The sequence below is a fragment of the Ilumatobacter sp. genome, assembly GCF_039969435.1.
Taxonomy (GTDB): domain Bacteria; phylum Actinomycetota; class Acidimicrobiia; order Acidimicrobiales; family Ilumatobacteraceae; genus Ilumatobacter_A.
Map to the genome: position 1 here is coordinate 46,912 of NZ_JBDVNU010000005.1, position 16,799 is coordinate 63,710.

The 16,799-nt window shown below is 68.1% G+C and carries 14 protein-coding genes; 7 read left to right on the forward strand and 7 right to left on the reverse strand.

Annotation, left to right across the window (positions count from 1 at the left end; genetic code table 11):
• Positions 1-4: 4 nt before the first annotated feature.
• Genes ABJK40_RS00685 through ABJK40_RS00695 form a run of 3 tightly spaced genes read right to left on the reverse strand, consistent with a single transcriptional unit; the run spans position 5 to position 3,901 of the window.
• Positions 5-394: a DUF742 domain-containing protein gene (locus tag ABJK40_RS00685; protein WP_348481117.1), complete on the reverse strand. Its 390-nt coding sequence runs from the start codon at positions 392-394 to the stop codon at positions 5-7.
• Positions 391-912 carry a roadblock/LC7 domain-containing protein gene (locus ABJK40_RS00690; protein ID WP_348481118.1) on the reverse strand — a complete coding sequence of 174 codons (522 nt, stop codon included), beginning with the start codon at positions 910-912 and terminating at the stop codon, positions 391-393. Before ABJK40_RS00690 ends, ABJK40_RS00685 begins: the two co-directional genes overlap by 4 nt.
• Position 913: 1 nt before the next feature.
• Positions 914-3,901: an ATP-binding protein gene (locus ABJK40_RS00695; protein WP_348510118.1), complete on the reverse strand. Its 2,988-nt coding sequence runs from the start codon at positions 3,899-3,901 to the stop codon at positions 914-916.
• Between the two features lie 335 nt (positions 3,902-4,236).
• On the opposite strand from ABJK40_RS00695, the gene ABJK40_RS00700 reads away from it, so the two are divergent.
• From ABJK40_RS00700 to ABJK40_RS00715, 4 genes are all read left to right on the forward strand, one after another.
• The gene (locus ABJK40_RS00700) at positions 4,237-5,970 is read left to right on the forward strand and encodes an ABC transporter ATP-binding protein (RefSeq protein ID WP_348481120.1); all 1,734 of its coding nucleotides are present in this window, start codon (positions 4,237-4,239) and stop codon (positions 5,968-5,970) included.
• Positions 5,970-7,889: an ABC transporter ATP-binding protein gene (locus ABJK40_RS00705; protein WP_348481121.1), complete on the forward strand. Its 1,920-nt coding sequence runs from the start codon at positions 5,970-5,972 to the stop codon at positions 7,887-7,889. Before ABJK40_RS00700 ends, ABJK40_RS00705 begins: the two co-directional genes overlap by 1 nt.
• 152 nt (positions 7,890-8,041) lie before the next feature.
• Positions 8,042-8,398, forward strand: coding sequence for an STAS domain-containing protein (locus ABJK40_RS00710; protein ID WP_348481122.1), 357 nt, complete (start codon positions 8,042-8,044; stop codon positions 8,396-8,398).
• On the forward strand, positions 8,395-8,769 hold the full coding sequence (locus tag ABJK40_RS00715) for a hypothetical protein (RefSeq protein WP_348481123.1): 375 nt from the start codon (positions 8,395-8,397) through the stop codon (positions 8,767-8,769). The genes ABJK40_RS00710 and ABJK40_RS00715 overlap by 4 nt, the downstream gene beginning before the upstream one ends.
• Before the next feature lie 1,078 nt (positions 8,770-9,847).
• Here the strand turns inward: ABJK40_RS00715 and ABJK40_RS00720 are convergent.
• Positions 9,848-10,378 carry a universal stress protein gene (locus ABJK40_RS00720; protein ID WP_348481124.1) on the reverse strand — a complete coding sequence of 177 codons (531 nt, stop codon included), beginning with the start codon at positions 10,376-10,378 and terminating at the stop codon, positions 9,848-9,850.
• 146 nt (positions 10,379-10,524) lie between these two features.
• On the opposite strand from ABJK40_RS00720, the gene ABJK40_RS00725 reads away from it, so the two are divergent.
• Positions 10,525-11,058 carry a pyridoxamine 5'-phosphate oxidase family protein gene (locus ABJK40_RS00725; RefSeq protein ID WP_348481125.1) on the forward strand — a complete coding sequence of 178 codons (534 nt, stop codon included), beginning with the start codon at positions 10,525-10,527 and terminating at the stop codon, positions 11,056-11,058.
• Between the two features lie 20 nt (positions 11,059-11,078).
• On the opposite strand, the gene ABJK40_RS00730 is transcribed toward ABJK40_RS00725, so the two are convergent.
• On the reverse strand, positions 11,079-11,930 hold the full coding sequence (locus ABJK40_RS00730) for a universal stress protein (protein ID WP_348481126.1): 852 nt from the start codon (positions 11,928-11,930) through the stop codon (positions 11,079-11,081).
• A gap of 150 nt (positions 11,931-12,080) precedes the next feature.
• Here ABJK40_RS00730 and ABJK40_RS00735 point away from each other — a divergent pair, with 150 nt between their 5' ends.
• Together ABJK40_RS00735 and ABJK40_RS00740 are read left to right on the forward strand one after the other, a co-directional pair.
• Complete coding sequence (locus ABJK40_RS00735) at positions 12,081-12,929, forward strand: universal stress protein (protein ID WP_348481127.1); 849 nt, start codon at positions 12,081-12,083, stop codon at positions 12,927-12,929.
• A 127-nt stretch (positions 12,930-13,056) separates the two neighbouring features.
• The gene (locus ABJK40_RS00740; RefSeq protein WP_348481128.1) at positions 13,057-13,698 is read left to right on the forward strand and encodes a response regulator transcription factor; all 642 of its coding nucleotides are present in this window, start codon (positions 13,057-13,059) and stop codon (positions 13,696-13,698) included.
• Positions 13,699-13,740: 42 nt separating this feature from the next.
• Here ABJK40_RS00740 and ABJK40_RS00745 read toward each other — a convergent pair whose 3' ends face one another.
• Positions 13,741-14,760: a PAS domain S-box protein gene (locus ABJK40_RS00745; RefSeq protein ID WP_348481129.1), complete on the reverse strand. Its 1,020-nt coding sequence runs from the start codon at positions 14,758-14,760 to the stop codon at positions 13,741-13,743.
• 162 nt (positions 14,761-14,922) lie between these two features.
• Positions 14,923-16,764: a PAS domain S-box protein gene (locus ABJK40_RS00750; protein WP_348481130.1), complete on the reverse strand. Its 1,842-nt coding sequence runs from the start codon at positions 16,762-16,764 to the stop codon at positions 14,923-14,925.
• Positions 16,765-16,799: the final 35 nt, after the last annotated feature.

Consider the following 16,799-nt stretch of genomic DNA (forward strand, 5'->3'; position numbering starts at 1 on the left):
ACCATCACAGGAGTTGAAGGGCGGTTCGGATCTTGTACAGCAGGTCGATGTCGCTCGAGTCGACGGTGGTCCCGGCGGTCAACAGACCGGCGGCGACCATCTCGCTGGAGATCACCACCGCTGCACGGAGTGGGATCATCAAGTGGGCCGAGACCTCGGCGATCGACATCGGTCCGACGAGCAGGTCTCGGACTCGTTGGTACTCGCGTCGGCAGGCGACGTGGCGCGAGTCGAGCGGCATCGTGGCCGACACGACCGTTTCGATCGGCAGTTCCTGCACGGTCGCCCGGGTCCGGCCGCGGGTCAGCATGAACCCGCGGACGAGTTCCTCGTCGGCGTCGGGACCCCCCGCTGCGTCGACGTCGCCGGTCCCCCGACCCGACTGCACGGTCACAACCCGAGCGTGCCCTTCAGACGGTCGACCACGTCGGGCGACAGGGCTTCACCGAGTTGTCGTGACAGGCGGGTCATCTCGTAGCCGACGAGCCCGAGGTCGGAGTTGCGATCGGCGACCACGCCGAGCGAGGCCGTGGCCGACACGCGGCTCAACAGGATCCATCCGTTGCTCGCCTCGATGATCTGACGCTGCATCGAACCGATCCCGAAGAGTTCGACCGAACTGTCGGTGAGGCTGGCGAGACCGGAAGCGATCGCTGCGAACGTGTCGTGGCGTGCCGAGTCCACGCCGCCCGAGGCCGCGAGGTGCATCCCGTCGGCGGACACGGTCTGCGCGAATCGCACGCCGACGGTCTCGTCGACGAACCGGTTCAGGACGAAGTCGAGGTCGGTCGACGACACCATCACCTGGGTTTCGGCGGTCGGACGTGCCGTGCCGGCAGCGGGAGGCATGCCGGCGATGGACGACGGCGCCGCCGTGGGTGATGCGGGTGCAGGGTGGGTCAGGTCGGTCATGTCAGTTCTCCTCGTCTGCGCGGCGCGTGCCGCTCTGGAAGCCCGACAGGTGGAAGCGGATCTCGTCGGGGTCGGCGCTGGGGGCGGTGAGTGGAATGTTCGGAGCTGCGGTGAGCGGCTCGGAGGCGGGGCGGGGGATCTCGAGCGTCATCTGTCCGGAGAACAGCGACGCCAAGGAGGTGTCGGGCAGGCTGACTCCCGGGGTGCGTCGGGCAGAACCGAACGCCGACAGTGCGCCTTCGACGGCGTCGGCCGCCGAGGACCTCGCCGCATCGAGGTCGGCCGACGCCGCAGCATGCGCAGACGCCGATCCGGCGGAGAGCGTGGGTCGCGGAGCGAGTTCCCGTTGGCGTGGGTCGATCTGCTCGATCGGCGGATAGTCGAACGACGACGTGGATGGCGGAACCGCCAGCCGTGCGAGCGACTCGGCGCGATCGACCGGGACGGACGGCAGCGGAGCGGCGGGTGCGGGAACCACCGGCGACGAGACGCCCGGCGACGAGGCGACCGGTGAGACCACGGCGTCGATGCGCAGGGGCGGAGTGGTGGCGACCACCGGCGCAGCGGTCGGCGGCGCAGCGGTCGGCGGCGTCGCGGCGACGGGCGGCGACACGACTGCGGGCGTCGGCGGAGGGACCTCGGCCGGAGTCGTTGCGGAGGTCATCGCCGATGCGGCGACGGCGACCGACGGGGCGGCCACGGGCGCCTGCGCATGGACGGGGCGAGGAGCGAACGGTTCCGATGCGGGCACGGACTCGGGGCGGCGGACTTCGTGAACGACGCTCGTCCACGACGGACGAGTGGACTCGACCGTGGAATCGTTGTCCGGAGCAGTGCGGTCGAGGTCGCCGCCGACGCGTCTGGAGGAGGTCTGCGGCGAGGCCGAGCGACCGAACGCAGCTGCGGTCGAGTCGCCGTCGTGGGTCGGCACCTGGCCGACCGACACGAGAGGGTCCGCTGCTCCCGGCGACGTGGCGACGTCGGAGGCGGCGAGTGCGGCGGGGGCGAGTCGATCGACGAGTTCGTCGGCGGCGGGCACCACGGCGCCGAGCGGGATGAGGACGTCGGCGACGACACCCTGCCCGCCGAGCCCGCTGGAGAGCCGGACATCGATCCCGTGGCGGGCGGCCAGTCGACCGATCACGTAGTGGCCGAGGAACTCCGAGGGCGTCTCGTCCTCTGCTCCCGCTCGCCAGATGCGGTCGTTCGCATCGACGAGTTGTGCCTCGTTCATCCCGATACCCGAGTCGCTCACCGACACCAGGTGATCGTCACCGATGCGACGCAGCGCGACGTCGACGATGCTCGACGGCGGCGAGAACGTCAGCGCGTTCTCCACCACTTCGGCGAGCAGGTGGGTCAGGTCGGCGACCACGTCGCCGTGGATCTGGAAGTCGTCGGCGGCGAGGATCTCGACACGCTCGTATCCCTCCACCTCGGACAGCGCAGCCTGCGCGACGTCGTAGACGTCGACGGGCCGGTCCCACTTGCGGGACTGCGACGCCCCGGCCAGGACGAGCAGCGATTCGGCGTTGCGGCGCATGCGCGTCACGACGTGGTCGATCTCGTAGAGCCCGGCCAACTTGTCGGGGTCGTTCTCGTTGCGCTCCAGGTTCGTGAGTCGCTTCAGCAGTCGGTTGACGAGGCGCTGGTTGCGGCGACCCAGGTTCACGAACATGTCAGCCACCACTCGGCGCGACCCGGCCTGCTCGGCGGCGAGTTGCACAGCGGTTCGGTGCATGTCGTTGAAGGCGTGGACCAGGTCGCCGATCTCGTCGTTCGCGTCGGCGACCAGGTCGGTGGTGACCGGAGCCTCGTCGAGGTCCCCCTCACGCATCGCCGACACCACGTAGGGCAGTTCGACCCGGGCGATGTGCTGGGACTGCTCGGTGAGCCGCTGGAGCGGAGAACGGATCGACCGGTAGAGGAGGCGCAGGACGATGCCGGCGATGATCAACATCCAGGCACCCGCGAGGAGGACGAGCACGAGGCTCGTGGTGGCGGCGCTCGCCGTGCTCTCGGCCTGGGCACGGATCGAGGCGACCACGCCGTCGCTCAGTTCGGCGTACTGCGCCGTCACGACGCCGCTGGAACGGTTGACTCCGGCGATGTCGCCGACGGGAGACACGCCAGGGGTTGCGTTCTGTGCGGCCAGTCGGATCTCTTCGTACTCGGCCCCCGCCACGCTGCGGCGTCCGGCCGAGATGTCGCTGACGAGGTCGGGTGCGCCGTAGTCGTAGATCAGGTTGCGGCTGACGTCGGTCCGAGTCAGCTGCTCACGGAAGTCGGCGATGACGCCGTCGGTGATGAGCGTGGCCGGTGTGGTGGCCAACTGCAGCAACGCCGAGACCTCCTCGGCGTAGTCGGACCGCAGTCGTTGGACGAGGTCGAAGTCGGTGAGCAACCGGGTCGTCTCGACGTCGACGACGGCGTTCTCGTCGAAGTCGAAGTCCTCGACGATCTGGGTCGGCAGTGCCTTGAGGCGGCTGAGCGCACGGGGGGCCGTGTCGGACATCCCGTCGGCCGTGACGACCGAGCCACCGTCGATGAATGCCTCGGCCTGGAAGCGCAGCGCGATGTCGGAGGGGCGGTCGCCGAGGAACTCGCGGATCCGGACGAGTCCCGTGTGGCGGGTGTCGGCGCGTCCCAGCAGGTCCTCGGCGAGGCCCAGCGAGGGGTCCTGGACGCGTGCGAACGCACTGTCGCTCGCGGCGCGCGCCGCGGCGAGTTGCGTACTCGTCGCGGTCGGATCGTTCGTGACGATGGACTCGGTGCCGACGGCGTTCGAGTAGCCGGCGACGGCCTCGAGGCGGGCCGCCTCGTCCTGTTGGGACGATGCGATCCGTCGACGGTCGACCGAGTCGCTGACACGATCACCGATCAGGACGGTGACGAGCAGCATCGGCAGCACGAGTGCGATGACCAACTTCAGACGCAACGGCAGAGCTCTGAGTGACAACGTGACTCCTCGGTCGATGAGCGGGGACACGGCCGGAGCCATGCCTCGGGGACATCAACACATCGGGAGGTGAGAGAAAACCTTGAGGGACTTCGCGAACAAGTCAGACGGCCTGTCGCGAGATGCGTCACGGGGTCGAATCGGTCGCGACACCAACGGTCACACCGGTCGGCCACGACGGATCGTCCACTTTCGGGCCATGATCTGGGCGGGGAGCGCACCGGGAGTTCCCTGACGGCCGTCGGGACTCCGAGGCCGACGCGAGGAGATGTGAACGACATGCACGAGACGACCACCGATCCGACCACGAGGACGGGCTCCGCCGACTCCCGCGACACACGGCCCGGCGGGGAGGCGGTCGCGGGATGAAACTCTGGCGCCTGATCACGAGCCACCTCGGCCCGTACCGCCGACTCCTCTGGATCGTCGTGGTGCTGCAGGCGATCCAGACCGCGGCGGCGCTGACGCTGCCCACCCTCAACGCCGACATCATCGACAACGGTGTCCTGCAGGGCGACAACGGCTACATCTGGAAGACGGGCGGGATCATGCTCGCCTTCAGCCTGGTGCAGATCGTGTTCGCCGTCGCCGCGGTCCGCTACGGCGCCCAAGCGGCGATGAGCTTCGGCCGCGATCTGCGGCGGGACATCTTCCACCAGGTCAACAGCTACTCGGCGCAGGAGGTCGGCAGGTTCGGCGCACCGTCGCTGATCACCCGCATCACCAACGACGTGCAGCAGGTGCAGATGCTCGTCGTGCTGGCGTGCACGATGATGATCGCTGCGCCGATCACGATGGTGTTCGGCATCGTGTTCGCGATCCGCGAGGACATCGGCCTGTCGGTGATCATGCTCGTCGCGATCCCGATCCTGATCTGCGTCCTCGCCGTGATCATCACGCGGATGGTCCCCACCTTCCAGGTGATGCAGGTCAAGGTCGACCGGGTGAACCAGGTGCTACGAGACCAGATCACCGGCATCCGCGTCGTGCGTGCCTTCGTCCGAGAGCCCGAGGAGGTCGAGCGTTTCGCCGTCGCCAACCACGACCTGACGGCGACGTCGCTGCGTGCCGGACGGTTGATGGCGCTGATGTTCCCGACCGTCACGCTGTTCATCAGCATCTCCAGCGTCGCCGTGCTGTGGCTCGGCGCCGCACGCATCGACTCGGGCGACATGGAGTTGGGCTCGGTCGTCGCCTACCTCAGCTACCTCGTGCAGGTCCTCGTTGCCGTCGTGATGCTGACCTTCATGGTGTCGATGATCCCGCGCGCCGCCGTGGCGTCGGAACGCATCGTCGAAGTCCTCGACACGGACTCGTCGGTCACACCGCCCTCGTCTCCGGTGACCGAGGTCCGGTCGCACGGCACGATCGACTTCACCGGCGTCGGCTTCACCTACCCGGGAGCGAGCAGCCCCGTGCTGACCGACGTGTCGTTCACGGTCCGCCCGGGCCGCACGACCGCGATCATCGGGAGCACCGGATCCGGGAAGTCGACGCTCGTCGACCTCGTCCCCCGCTTGATGGATGCGACCTCGGGCACCGTCGCCGTGAACGGTGTCGACGTCCGCGAACTCGACCCCGACCTGCTGTGGGGTTCGATCGGCTACGTCCCCCAGAAGCCCTATCTGTTCTCGGGCACCGTGGCCTCGAACCTGCGCTTCGGCCGACCCGACGCCACCGAGGAGGAACTGTGGCAGGCGCTCGAGGTCGCGCAGGCGTCCGGCTTCGTCCAGTCGATGCCCGACGGTTTGGACAGCCCCATCACCCAGGGTGGCACCAACGTGTCGGGCGGCCAGCGTCAACGACTCTCGATCGCGCGGGCGCTCGTGATGCGCCCCGACATCTACATCTTCGACGATTCCTTCTCGGCGCTCGACCTCGCCACCGATGCCCGCCTCCGCAGGGCGATGCAGCCCCACATCCTGCAGTCGGGTGTGCTGATCGTCGCCCAGCGGGTGTCGACCATCGCCGACGCCGACGACATCATCGTGCTGGAGAACGGGCGCGTCGTCGGACGTGGCCGACACGAAGCACTGATCGAGACGTGTCGGACCTATGCCGAGATCGTCGACTCGCAGTTCGAGAAGGAGGCCGTCTGATGAGCAGCGACACCAGCACGAACGGCTCCGGCTCGGGGCCCATCGACGAGGCCGACGACGAACGCGAGATCCTCACCACCACCGGTGCCGCCGCACGCAAGACCAGCTTCGGGCCGGGCGGGTCGATCGGCATGCCGGCCGAGAAGAGCTCGAACTTCAAGGTCACGCTGCGGCGGCTCGGTGAGATCCTCTACAACGAGAAGGGCAAGCTGTGGCTGATCGGCGTGTTCACGATCGTCAGCGTCGGCATCACGGTGCTCGGCCCGCGACTTCTCGGCAACGCCACCGACATCATCGTCGACGGTCTCGGCATCGGCCCGAACGGCACCAACGGCATCGACTTCGACGAACTGCGCGGCCTGCTGCTGCTCCTCGTCGGCCTCTACGCGATCGCCTTCGGGCTCGCCTATGCGCAGTCGTACATGCTCGCCGGCGTGGTCCAGCGCTCGATGTACCGCCTGCGCGAGTCGGTCGAGACGAAGCTCAACCGTCTGCCCCTCTCCTACATCGACAAGCAGTCCCGGGGCGACCTGCTCAGCCGTGTCACCAACGACATCGACAACCTGGCACAGAGCCTGCAGCAGACCGTCAGTCAGATCCTCACGTCGATGCTCACGCTGATCGGCGTCGCGGTGATGATGTTCCTCATCTCGCCGTTGCTGGCCCTCGTCGCACTCGTCACGGTGCCGGCGTCGATCCTGCTGATCAAGGTGATCGGTGGCCGCGCCGGGCCACGGTTCGTGCAGCAGTGGCGACACACCGGGGCCGTCAACGGACAGGCCGAGGAGGTGTTCACCGGTCACGCGATCGTGAAGAGCTTCGGGCGTCACCGCGAGGTCGAGGAGCGCTTCCGCGAGGACAACGACAAGCTCTACGAGGCGAGCTTCGCCGCCCAGTTCATGTCGAGTCTGATCCAGCCGGCGATGACCTTCATGGGCAACATCCAGTACGTCCTGATCGCAGTCGTCGGTGGCCTGCGCATCTCGTCGGGCGCGATCAGCATCGGCGACATGCAGGCGATGATCCAGTACGCACGCAACTTCTCCGAGCCGCTCACCCGGATGGCATCGATGGCCACCACGTTCCAGTCCGGCATCGCCTCGCTGGAACGCGTGCTCGAACTGCTCGACGCCGACGAACAGACCGTCGAGCAGGAACCGACGGTCGACCCGCCCGCAGTGCTCGGCAGGGTCGTGTTCGACGACGTCGACTTCTCCTACGTCGCCGGCAGCCCGCTCATCGAAGGCATGAACCTCACCGTCGAGCCGGGCCAGACCATCGCGATCGTCGGCCCGACCGGCGCCGGCAAGACCACGTTGGTGAACCTGATCATGCGGTTCTACGACCTCGACGGCGGCACGATCAGCCTCGACGGTCGTGACATCGCCTCGTACCCGCGTGCCGAACTGCGGTCCAAGGTCGGCATGGTGCTCCAGGACACCTGGCTCTTCGGTGGCACGATCCGCGAGAACCTGGCCTACGGCAACCCGTCGGCGACCGAGGACCAGATCCTCGAGGCCGCCCGGGTCACCTACGTCGACCGCTTCGTGAGTTCGCTGCCCGACGGCTACGACACCGTGATCAACGACGAGGGCGACAACATCAGCATCGGCGAGAAGCAGTTGCTCACGATCGCCCGGGCGTTCCTGGCGAACCCGTCGATCCTGATCCTCGACGAAGCCACGAGTTCGGTCGACACCCGCACCGAGGTCCTCATCCAGGAGGCGATGAACGCGCTCCGTCAGGACCGCACCAGCTTCGTCATCGCTCACCGCCTGTCGACCATCCGCGGCGCCGACGTGATCCTGGTGATGGAGGACGGACACATCGTCGAGCAGGGCAACCACCTGGAGTTGCTCGCTCGGCGCGGCGCCTACGCCCGCCTGCACGGGGCGCAGTTCGCCGGCCAGACGACCTGAGCGGAGTCGGCTCCGCTGCGTCGACCCGAACGGGTGATATCCATCACGCTGATGGACGACGGAGTCGGCGCCCACATACGTTGGCGTGGGAGTCGTCTCACCACTCGGGTGTCGATCTCACGCAGAGCTCGTCAGCTCAGAGGTGACAACGAATGACCACGATGCTCGCACACCCGTCGGCGGACGACACGTCGGAGCCGTCGGCGTCGCGGTCGGATGCGCACACCGCACGCTGCGAGATGCGTGGGGGTCGCCTGGTGGTGTCCGGCGAGATCGACCAGTGGACTCGGCCCGATGTACGGACGGCGTTCGTCGAGGCGATGCACGCCCGTGATCTCACGGCGATCGATCTGACCGGAGTGACGTTCTTCGGTGCGACCGGAGTCGGAATCCTGGCCGAGTTCGGGTTCCACGAGCGGCTCTCCGTGCTGGGGTCGGCTGCGATCCGCCGGGTCCTCGACATCGTCGGCAGCAGGCACCTCCTCACCGAGGTGCCGCCGACGCCGTGACCGACGGATCCGGAGTCGGTGTCGGGCATCGCTCGAATGCCGAGACCCATCGGGTCATCGGTGGTCGCAGGTGGCGGGTCAGTGACCCCGGACTCGACGAACCGGTCCGTCAACCCCTCGTGAACGAGCTGATGGACGCGCGCCGAGCGGTGAAGTCCGCGCTCGGCGACGAGCGAGCCGACGCACTCGAAGCGGCACGAGCTCGGGTCCACGACGCCAAGGTCGCGCTCGGAGAACGCGGGCCGAAGTGGTGGGAGCCGATGTCGCCCGCCGACGTCGACGCACGCGTCGAGGCGTTCGTGCGAGCGATCGGTGAACACCTCGGCGACATGGACGCCACGACGGCCAGACTCCACCTCCGGCTGGACTGATCACTCGTTCGATTCGCCGGCATCCCCGACGGTCGGTCGTCGCGTGTGGCGTCGGGTCGCCGGCCACCCCGGCGACGTCGCGCAAGCCCGTCAGGCAACAGCGTGGGGTCGGAGCGAACGGGAGGCGTTCGCGTGAGAGATGTCGCAGTTCCTCGATCTGGACGGGGTCGTCGGGCGGGTCGTCGGGGTCGAACTCGGGAGTCCGTGCGCCGACGGGCAGGATGATGGTGCCGTCGAATCGGATCGTGTGGTCGACGCCGTTGACCCCACGCCGTCGGTGGAGTCCGAGACGATGCTTCGCAATGTTGTGCATCGCGCACAGCACACCTGCGTTGTCCTGATCGGTTCCGCCGCCATCGCCCCATTCCCTGTTGTGGTCGACCTGTGACCATCCGGCCGGCAGATCACACCCGGGATGCTGACATCGTCGGACCAGGAGTTTCGCTGCGTCACGCGCTGGGCCGTCGAACAGACGCTTCGCACGACCGTCGTCGGTCACGTGTCCCTCGGCGTCGAGGACGACCCGACGGACGTGTCCGGCGAGTGCCGCCCGGAGCACGTCGTGCGGATGGACCGGGACACCCCGGTCGGTTTCGCAACGGATCGACGTCAACCCGGCAGAGTCGGCCATCAGATCCTCGAGCAACGTGTTCGCGGCAGTGAGTCCGGTGAACGGATCGACGGGCAACCCGTCCACCGACGTGGGTGAGAGACCGGCAGCTGCAAGGATCCGGGCGAACGTGGATGCGTCGATCACGATGTTCACCACCGGAGCCGAGTCGGAGAGTCCCAACAACCCCGAAACGACCTCGTCGACCATGTCCTGATCATTTCGAACACATGATCCCATGCACGCCCTCTGAGCTGGGGTCGAAGCGACACTCCCGTCGCATCGACCGTGCTCGTCGCATCGGCTCGTCACCTGCCCGAGGAACCCCGAACGGCGCCGACCCGGGACCCATCCGCCCTCGGCGGAGAGCCGATCGTGGAGGGATCAGCAGCAGCGTCTCCGGGCTCTGTGGGCGGATGAAAATCTCGGAGGAATCTTCGCCCAGTGGCCGACCCGGAACGCGGACGCTCAACCAGTCGCGTCGACGCCACTCGGCTCACCGTGTCGGTGCGGGTGGTCGGCCGGAGGTGGGACCACCACGACCGGTCGGTGGCTGAGGCGCACGATGTCGTGGCTCGTGCTCCCCATCACCGGGGAGGAACTCCGGCCCTCGCCATGGGAACCCACGACGATCAACCCGGCACCCGTTTCGTCCGCAGCACGCAGGATGCCGTCGACCGGCGTGCCCTGCACACAGCGCCAACTCCACGTCAGGTCGGGGCGTTCGGCCAACGGCGCACACCAGTCGTCGACCAGCGCCGTCGTGACCTGTCGCTCGCGTTCCTCCACACCCTCGCGCCAGTCGCCGAAGGTTCCGACGAGACCGAACGCATGGACCACGACCAGCTCGACGCCGAGGGCGACGGCGAGGTCGGCGGCGAACAGGAGCCCTCGACGGGCCTCGTCGGACCGATCGAGCCCCACCACGACTGCGCCCCTCGGATCGAGTCGTGCCCCCGACGCAGTGCTCGGGTCGGGCGGCATCGGATCGTCTTCCACGATGTCGATTCTCGCACCGACCGCGTCCCTCGCGCTGGGCACTTGGTCCTCATCTGTCGGCATCTGTCGGCATCTGTCGACGACGCAGCGAGCGACGGGACGTTCGCCTCTGACACCGCGACGCCGGATCCTGTCGAGTGGGAGCCATGACCTACATCGCACCAGGGACCGAGGAGCTGACCACGGAGGCGTGTTGGGAGTTGCTCGCTGCGACCAGCGTCGGTCGCTTGGCGATCGACATCGCCGGCAAGCCCGACATCTTCCCGATCAACTTCGTGGTCGACGGCGACGCGCTGATCTTCCGCACGGGTGCGGGCACCAAGTTCGCGGCGTCCGCCCTGCTCCATGACGTTGCATTCGAGATCGACGGGTACGGGCCACGGGAACGCACCGCGTGGAGCGTCGTGGTGAAGGGTCGAGCGCACGAGGTCGAACGAATGGACGAGGTGTATGCCGCCGAGGAACTCCCGCTCTTCCCGTGGGCGGCGCACCCGAAGCCGAACTTCGTGCGGATCACTCCGACCGAGATCACGGGCCGCCGGTTCCACGTGCTCGACGACGTCTCCCCCGACGCCTCGATCGGGTGGGAGCCGTACCCGCACACCGGATCGGAGGACGCCGTGGTTCCGACGCCGGGTGCCGAATACCACCCGGGCGCTCCGAACGTGCGCCCCGGCTGACGAGGCCGAGTCGACCGACGTCAGTCCGCAACGGGAACGACGGCGATGGGGCACGGCGCTTCGTGGAGCAGCCAACCCGTCACCGAGCCGAGCAGCGCCCGGGCGAGGCCGCCGACGCCTCTCGGTCCGACCACCACGAGGTCGGCGTCGTGCATCGCTTCGCCGAGCGCATGTCGGGGACCCTGGACGACGAAGCTGCGCGTCGCCCGTCGGTCGGGGTCGACCTCGTCGGCCACTGCGTCGATCCGCTCGCGTGCGTGGGCGATTGCGTCGGGGTGTCGTTCGACCACTTCCTCCGGCCCCAGCCAGGGGATCACATCGATCCCGACGACGATCTCGATCTCGGCGTCGGTCGGGGCGATCTCGAGCGCCCACCGCAGCCCTGCCGCCGCGTACTCGCTGCCGTCGAATCCGACGACGATCCGCCTCAGCGGTGACGTCGTCCAGTCGTCGGGAACGACCACCACCGGCCCGGTCGCATGGGTGACCAGGTACTGACTGACCGAACCGAGCAGTCGGTGCTTCACGTCGCTGATCCCCCGTCGCCCGACCACGAGCGGCGACTCCGGCCCGGCCAACTCCACGAGGATCGAAGCGGGGTGACCCTCCAGCACCTGCGGCTCGTCCACACAGGTTGCGTCGTCGAGCCCTCGCACCGCCTCCTCGGCATGGAATGCGACGCCGGCTCGGATGCCGGCACGGTCGACGTCCACCGCTCGGCGACCCGACATCAGCCAGATCGGCAACGGCACGTGCCAGGCGGCGATCGGAGTCACCCGCTCTCCACGCTGCACGGCGAGATCGACCGCCCAGCGCAGCGCCGAGACCGATCCGTCCGATCCGTCGAGGCCGACGATCCACGTGGAGTTCATGTCGCCATCGTCGCAGCGACGACGATGCGACACCAGGGTCGTACGACCTCATCGCGCCGAGAGGACCTCCGGCCCTACGACCGGTCGCGATCCGAGCGCAACATGGCGACGAGCGGCGCATCAGGGTGCCGTCCGAGAAGGGAGACACCCATGGTCCAGCATCTCATCGTCCCCGTCGACGGCTCCCCCGAATCGTGGCGTGCCTTCGACGTGGCGCTCCCGCTCGCAGAGCGCACCGGCAGCGACATCCGCATCGTCGAAGTCGCGGGCGACCCCGTCGACGGACGCTCGGGCGACCGACGGCTCCGGGAGGAGTTGGCGGGCCGCGGACCCTTCGACGTCGACGTCACCGCCGACGTGCGCCTCACGATCGGTTCGGTGGCCGACGAACTGTCCACGGTCGTCGACCTCCACCCGGGAGCGGTCATCGTGATGTCCTCCCACGGAAAGGGCCGTTCGGCGGCGCTCGTCGGCAGCGTCACCGAAGACGTCATCCACCAGACGTTCGGCCCGATCGTGCTCGTGGGCCCTCGGGTCGAGCCGGACGACGTCTCCGGCCCCGTGGTCGTCACCGTCGACGGCTCGCGAGAGTCCGAGATCGCCATCCCACTCGCCGTGGCATGGTCCACGGAGCTCCGCAGCACACCGTGGATCGTCCACGTCGCGGCACCGGCGACCAACCAGGCGGAGACCGTCGGCGACGTCTTCGAGACCGCGTACACCGCACGGCTCGCACGCGACATGACCGCGTTGTCCGGTCATGTCGTCCAGTTCGACGAACTCCACGGCCGCCGCGCCGACCGCGCCATCACCGAATTCGCCGACACGCACGACGCGTCGATGATCGTGGCGTCGTCGCACGGCCGGAGCGGGCTGACCCGCTTCATGATGGGCAGTGTCACGGCCGGACTCGTCCGCAACGCAACGTGCCCCGTCGTCGTGGTCCGACTGCCGCACCCTGTCCACGTCGAGCGGAGCGATCACATGTGGGCGTACTGAGACGCAACCGGTAGGGACCGGTCGGGACGGTCGGCGACGCCGGGGGAACCGGTGCCAGGTCACGGTGTCGGAAGTCGTCGGGTCGCCGATGTCCGCACGCGCACCTCGCAGGCACCAGACTGATCCGATGATCAGGATCTTCCTCCTCGACGACCACGAGGTCGTGCGCCACGGGGTGAGAGCCGCACTCGAAGCCGAAGACGACATGACCGTGGTCGGCGAGGCGGGCGACGCCGCGCACGCCATGGCCGCAGTCCGCGAGTGTGACCCCGACGTCGCCGTCCTCGACGTGAGACTGGGCGACGGCAACGGCATCGACGTGTGCCGGGAGATCACGTCGGAGTTCCCCGACGTCAAGTCGTTGATCCTCACCTCGTTCGAGAGCGACCGCGCCGTCGTCGACGCCGGCCTCGCGGGCGCCGCCGGTTTCGTGCTGAAGCAGATCCGCAGCGCCGAACTCATCGACGCGATCCGCAAGGTGGCCGCCGGACGCCAGATGCTCGACGACGCCGAGGTCCGGATGGCGATGCGCCGACTGCGCGACAGTGAGGAGGGCCGCCTCCTCGACCTCACTCCTCAGGAACAGCGCATCTTCGACCTCATCGGAGACGGGATGACGAACCGACAGATCGCGAGCGAGATGTATCTGGCGGAGAAGACGGTGAAGAACTACGTCTCGAACCTGCTCGCCAAGCTCGGCATGTCCCGTCGCACCGAGGCCGCTGCGCTGTCGGCCCGGTTGGAGGAGCGCAGTCACCGCGACGACTGACGGTCGATCCCGACCGTCGGGCGAGCCTCGCCGATGGCGACCTCAGGCCGGCGGACGTCGGACCGGCACCCGCCAGACCAGTTCCGTGCCCGACGGTTCGACCCGGTTCACCGCGCACGAGCCGCCCAGTTCAGCGGCGCGCCACATCACGCCGGAGAGTCCACCGCGCGGCTTGGGCGTGGCCGCGATGCCACGTCCGTTGTCGCGCACGACGAGGTCGATCGACTGCGCCTCTCTCGTGATGCGGATGGTCGCGTCGGTGGCGTCGGCGTGGCGGGCGACGTTCGACAGTGCCTCCATCACCGTCGCGACCAGTTGGTCACCGACGAAGTCGGGCAGGTCGTCGACCGGTCCGACGATCGTCAGATCGGGCACGAATCCGAGATGGCGGGACCGCTCGTCGACGACGCTGCGGACGTGGCTCCCCAAGGTCTGGGCCGCGTCGTGGTTGCCGATGCTGAAGATCGCCGAACGGACCGCACGGACCGTCTCGTCGAGTTCGTCGGTCACCGCGATGACACGGTCACGGGCAACGGGGGACTCGATGAGGTTCGTCACGGACTGCAAGGACATGCCGGCCGCGAACAGTCGTTGGATGACGAGGTCGTGCAGCTCGTGGGCGATCCGCGCCCGCTCCTCGTGCAACAGCAGTCGAGCGTGGGTCTCCTGGCGTTCGGTCACGTCGCGGACCGTTGCCACGGTCTGCACGCGACCATCGATCGTGATCGGGCTGAGACCGATCTCGACCGGGAACATGTCGCCCGCCCGGTGTTGCCCGAAGAGCCGGAGATCCGTTCCCATCGGCCGACGCTGCGGGTCGGCGACGTATCGCGCGCGGTGCACGACGTGTCGTTGCCGTCGTTCGTCGGGAACCAGTTCGTCGATCGAACGGCCGACGAGGCTGTCCGGACCCGTGAGGTCGTATCCGAACATCGTCGATGCCGATCGGTTCGCCAGTGCGATCCGTCCGTCGGCGTCGACCAGCAGCAGCCCGTCGGGCGAACCGTCCAGAAGTCGCACGGCCGTCTCCGCGTCGTGGGCGTCGGGCTGGGGTTCGATCATCGGATGCTACGCATCGCGGACGACGGGGTGGGTGGGTTGTGACGTCACGTCGTGTCCTCTCGTCGGTGTCCCGACCTGCATCGTCGCGCACCTCCGGCGGGGAGAACAGGGCCCGAAGTCCCGGATCGGGCGGATGACGAGAAGGGCGGTCACAGCGCGTGCTCAGCGCGGAATCGACCAGAGGAGTTCGCAACCACCGGACTCCGGCTCGAGGAGGGAGAACTCGCCGCCGAGCCGTGTGGCCCGTTCGGCCATGTTCGCCAGACCGTCGCCCCGGGGTCCGTCCACGGGGATCCCACACCCGTCGTCGGTGACGACGAGCGTCGTCGTCGACGCGGTCGCGACGACCCGCACCTCCACCTTCGTGGCACGCGCATGGCGCGCCACGTTCGACAAGGCCTCGCGCAGCGTTGCCCTCAGCTCGTTCGCTCGGCCTTCGGCGAGGGAATCGACGGGACCTTCGAACGACACGGCTGGCCGGAATCCGAGCCGGTCCACGTGCTGTTCGATCGCGAGCGTGATCTCCTCGGTCACCGACCGATCGTCAGCACGCCGGTGGAGCGAGAAGATCGCCGAGCGAAGCTCACGGATCGTCGCATCGAGTTCGCCGATGGTCTCGTGCGTCCGTTCGATCGCGACCTGCGACGCCATCTCCGGGATCACCGCCTGCAGCCTCATCCCCGCACCGAACAACCGCTGGATGACCAGGTCGTGGAGATCGCGTGCGATGCGCTCGCGGTCGTCCATGGTCGCCAGTCGCTCGCGCTCCGCCTGTCGCTCACGCCGGTCGGTGATGTCGACCACGTGCGACAGGGTCCGCATCCCGTCGGCCCGTTCGATCACCGCTTCGTGGACCAATGTCCACACGTAGGTGCCGTCGTCACGCAGGTACCGCTTCTCCGTGATCACGGCATCGCGTCGCCCGGCACTCATCTCGGCGATCGCATCGGTCGTCCACGCCTGGTTGTCCGGATGCGAGATGTCGAGGGAGTCGACCCCGATCAACGAGTCGACCGTTCGGCCGAGCATGCGTGCGAACGCGACGTTGACGCGTTCGTAGCCTCGCTCGCCGTCGTCTCCGAATCGTGCGATCGTCATGCCGACGGGTGCGTTGTCGAACGACGTCCGGAAGGTCTGCTCGGACAGCACGAGTCGACGCTCGACCTCGACCTGCTCGGTCACGTCGCGCACGATGGCCACCAGAAGCGAGTCGGCGTGTGCGTCCACCGTCGAGTCCGTGGCGACACCCTCGATGTCGTCGCCCGTCCCACGTCGATGTTCCAGCATGATGTCGACGGGCACGTCCCGGCCCGACTTGTGCCGGTGGATCGTTCGGAACGAGAGGTGGTCGACGGTCCCGTCGACCAACGGAGCGATCAGCGTGTCGAACTCCTCCCGGCTGAACTCGGGTTCGATGTGGAGCGGTGTCATCGCGAGCAGTTCGTCGTTCGAGTACCCGACCTGGAGCGACGCACCTTCGTTCGCGTAGACGAAGCGGAGCGTGTCGGGTTCGAACATGAAGACCCCGTCGTGGACGGCGTCGATCGCCGCTTGGATCCGCCGGGTGCGGGCATCCGCTCGGCGCTTCTCGGTGACGTCACGGATCGACGCGACGACCGCCACGCCCTGGTCGTCGGTCAGCGGACTGAGGCTCACCTCGACCGGGAACTCCGTGCCGTCGCGTCGTCGAGCGCGCAGCTCGAAGCCCTCCCCCATCGCACGGACCTTCGGTGCGGCCCGGTACCGCGTGCGGTGCGCGCGGTGCACGGCGTGGAGATGCCCGGGCAGCAGGATCTCGACCTCGCGACCGAGCAGATCCGCCCGGTCGTAGCCGAACATCAATTCGACCTGCCGGTTCACGGCCAGGACCACGCCGCTCCCGTCGGTCATCAACATGCCGTCGGGCGCCGATTCGAGCATGCCCCACACACGCGCCGCGCCGAGTTCGCTCAGGGGTGACGACCGGTTCCCTTCGTCGACGGCATCGTCGAGATTCGTCACCATGACCTCCCAACCGCTCGCCGTCCGAACCGGAACGC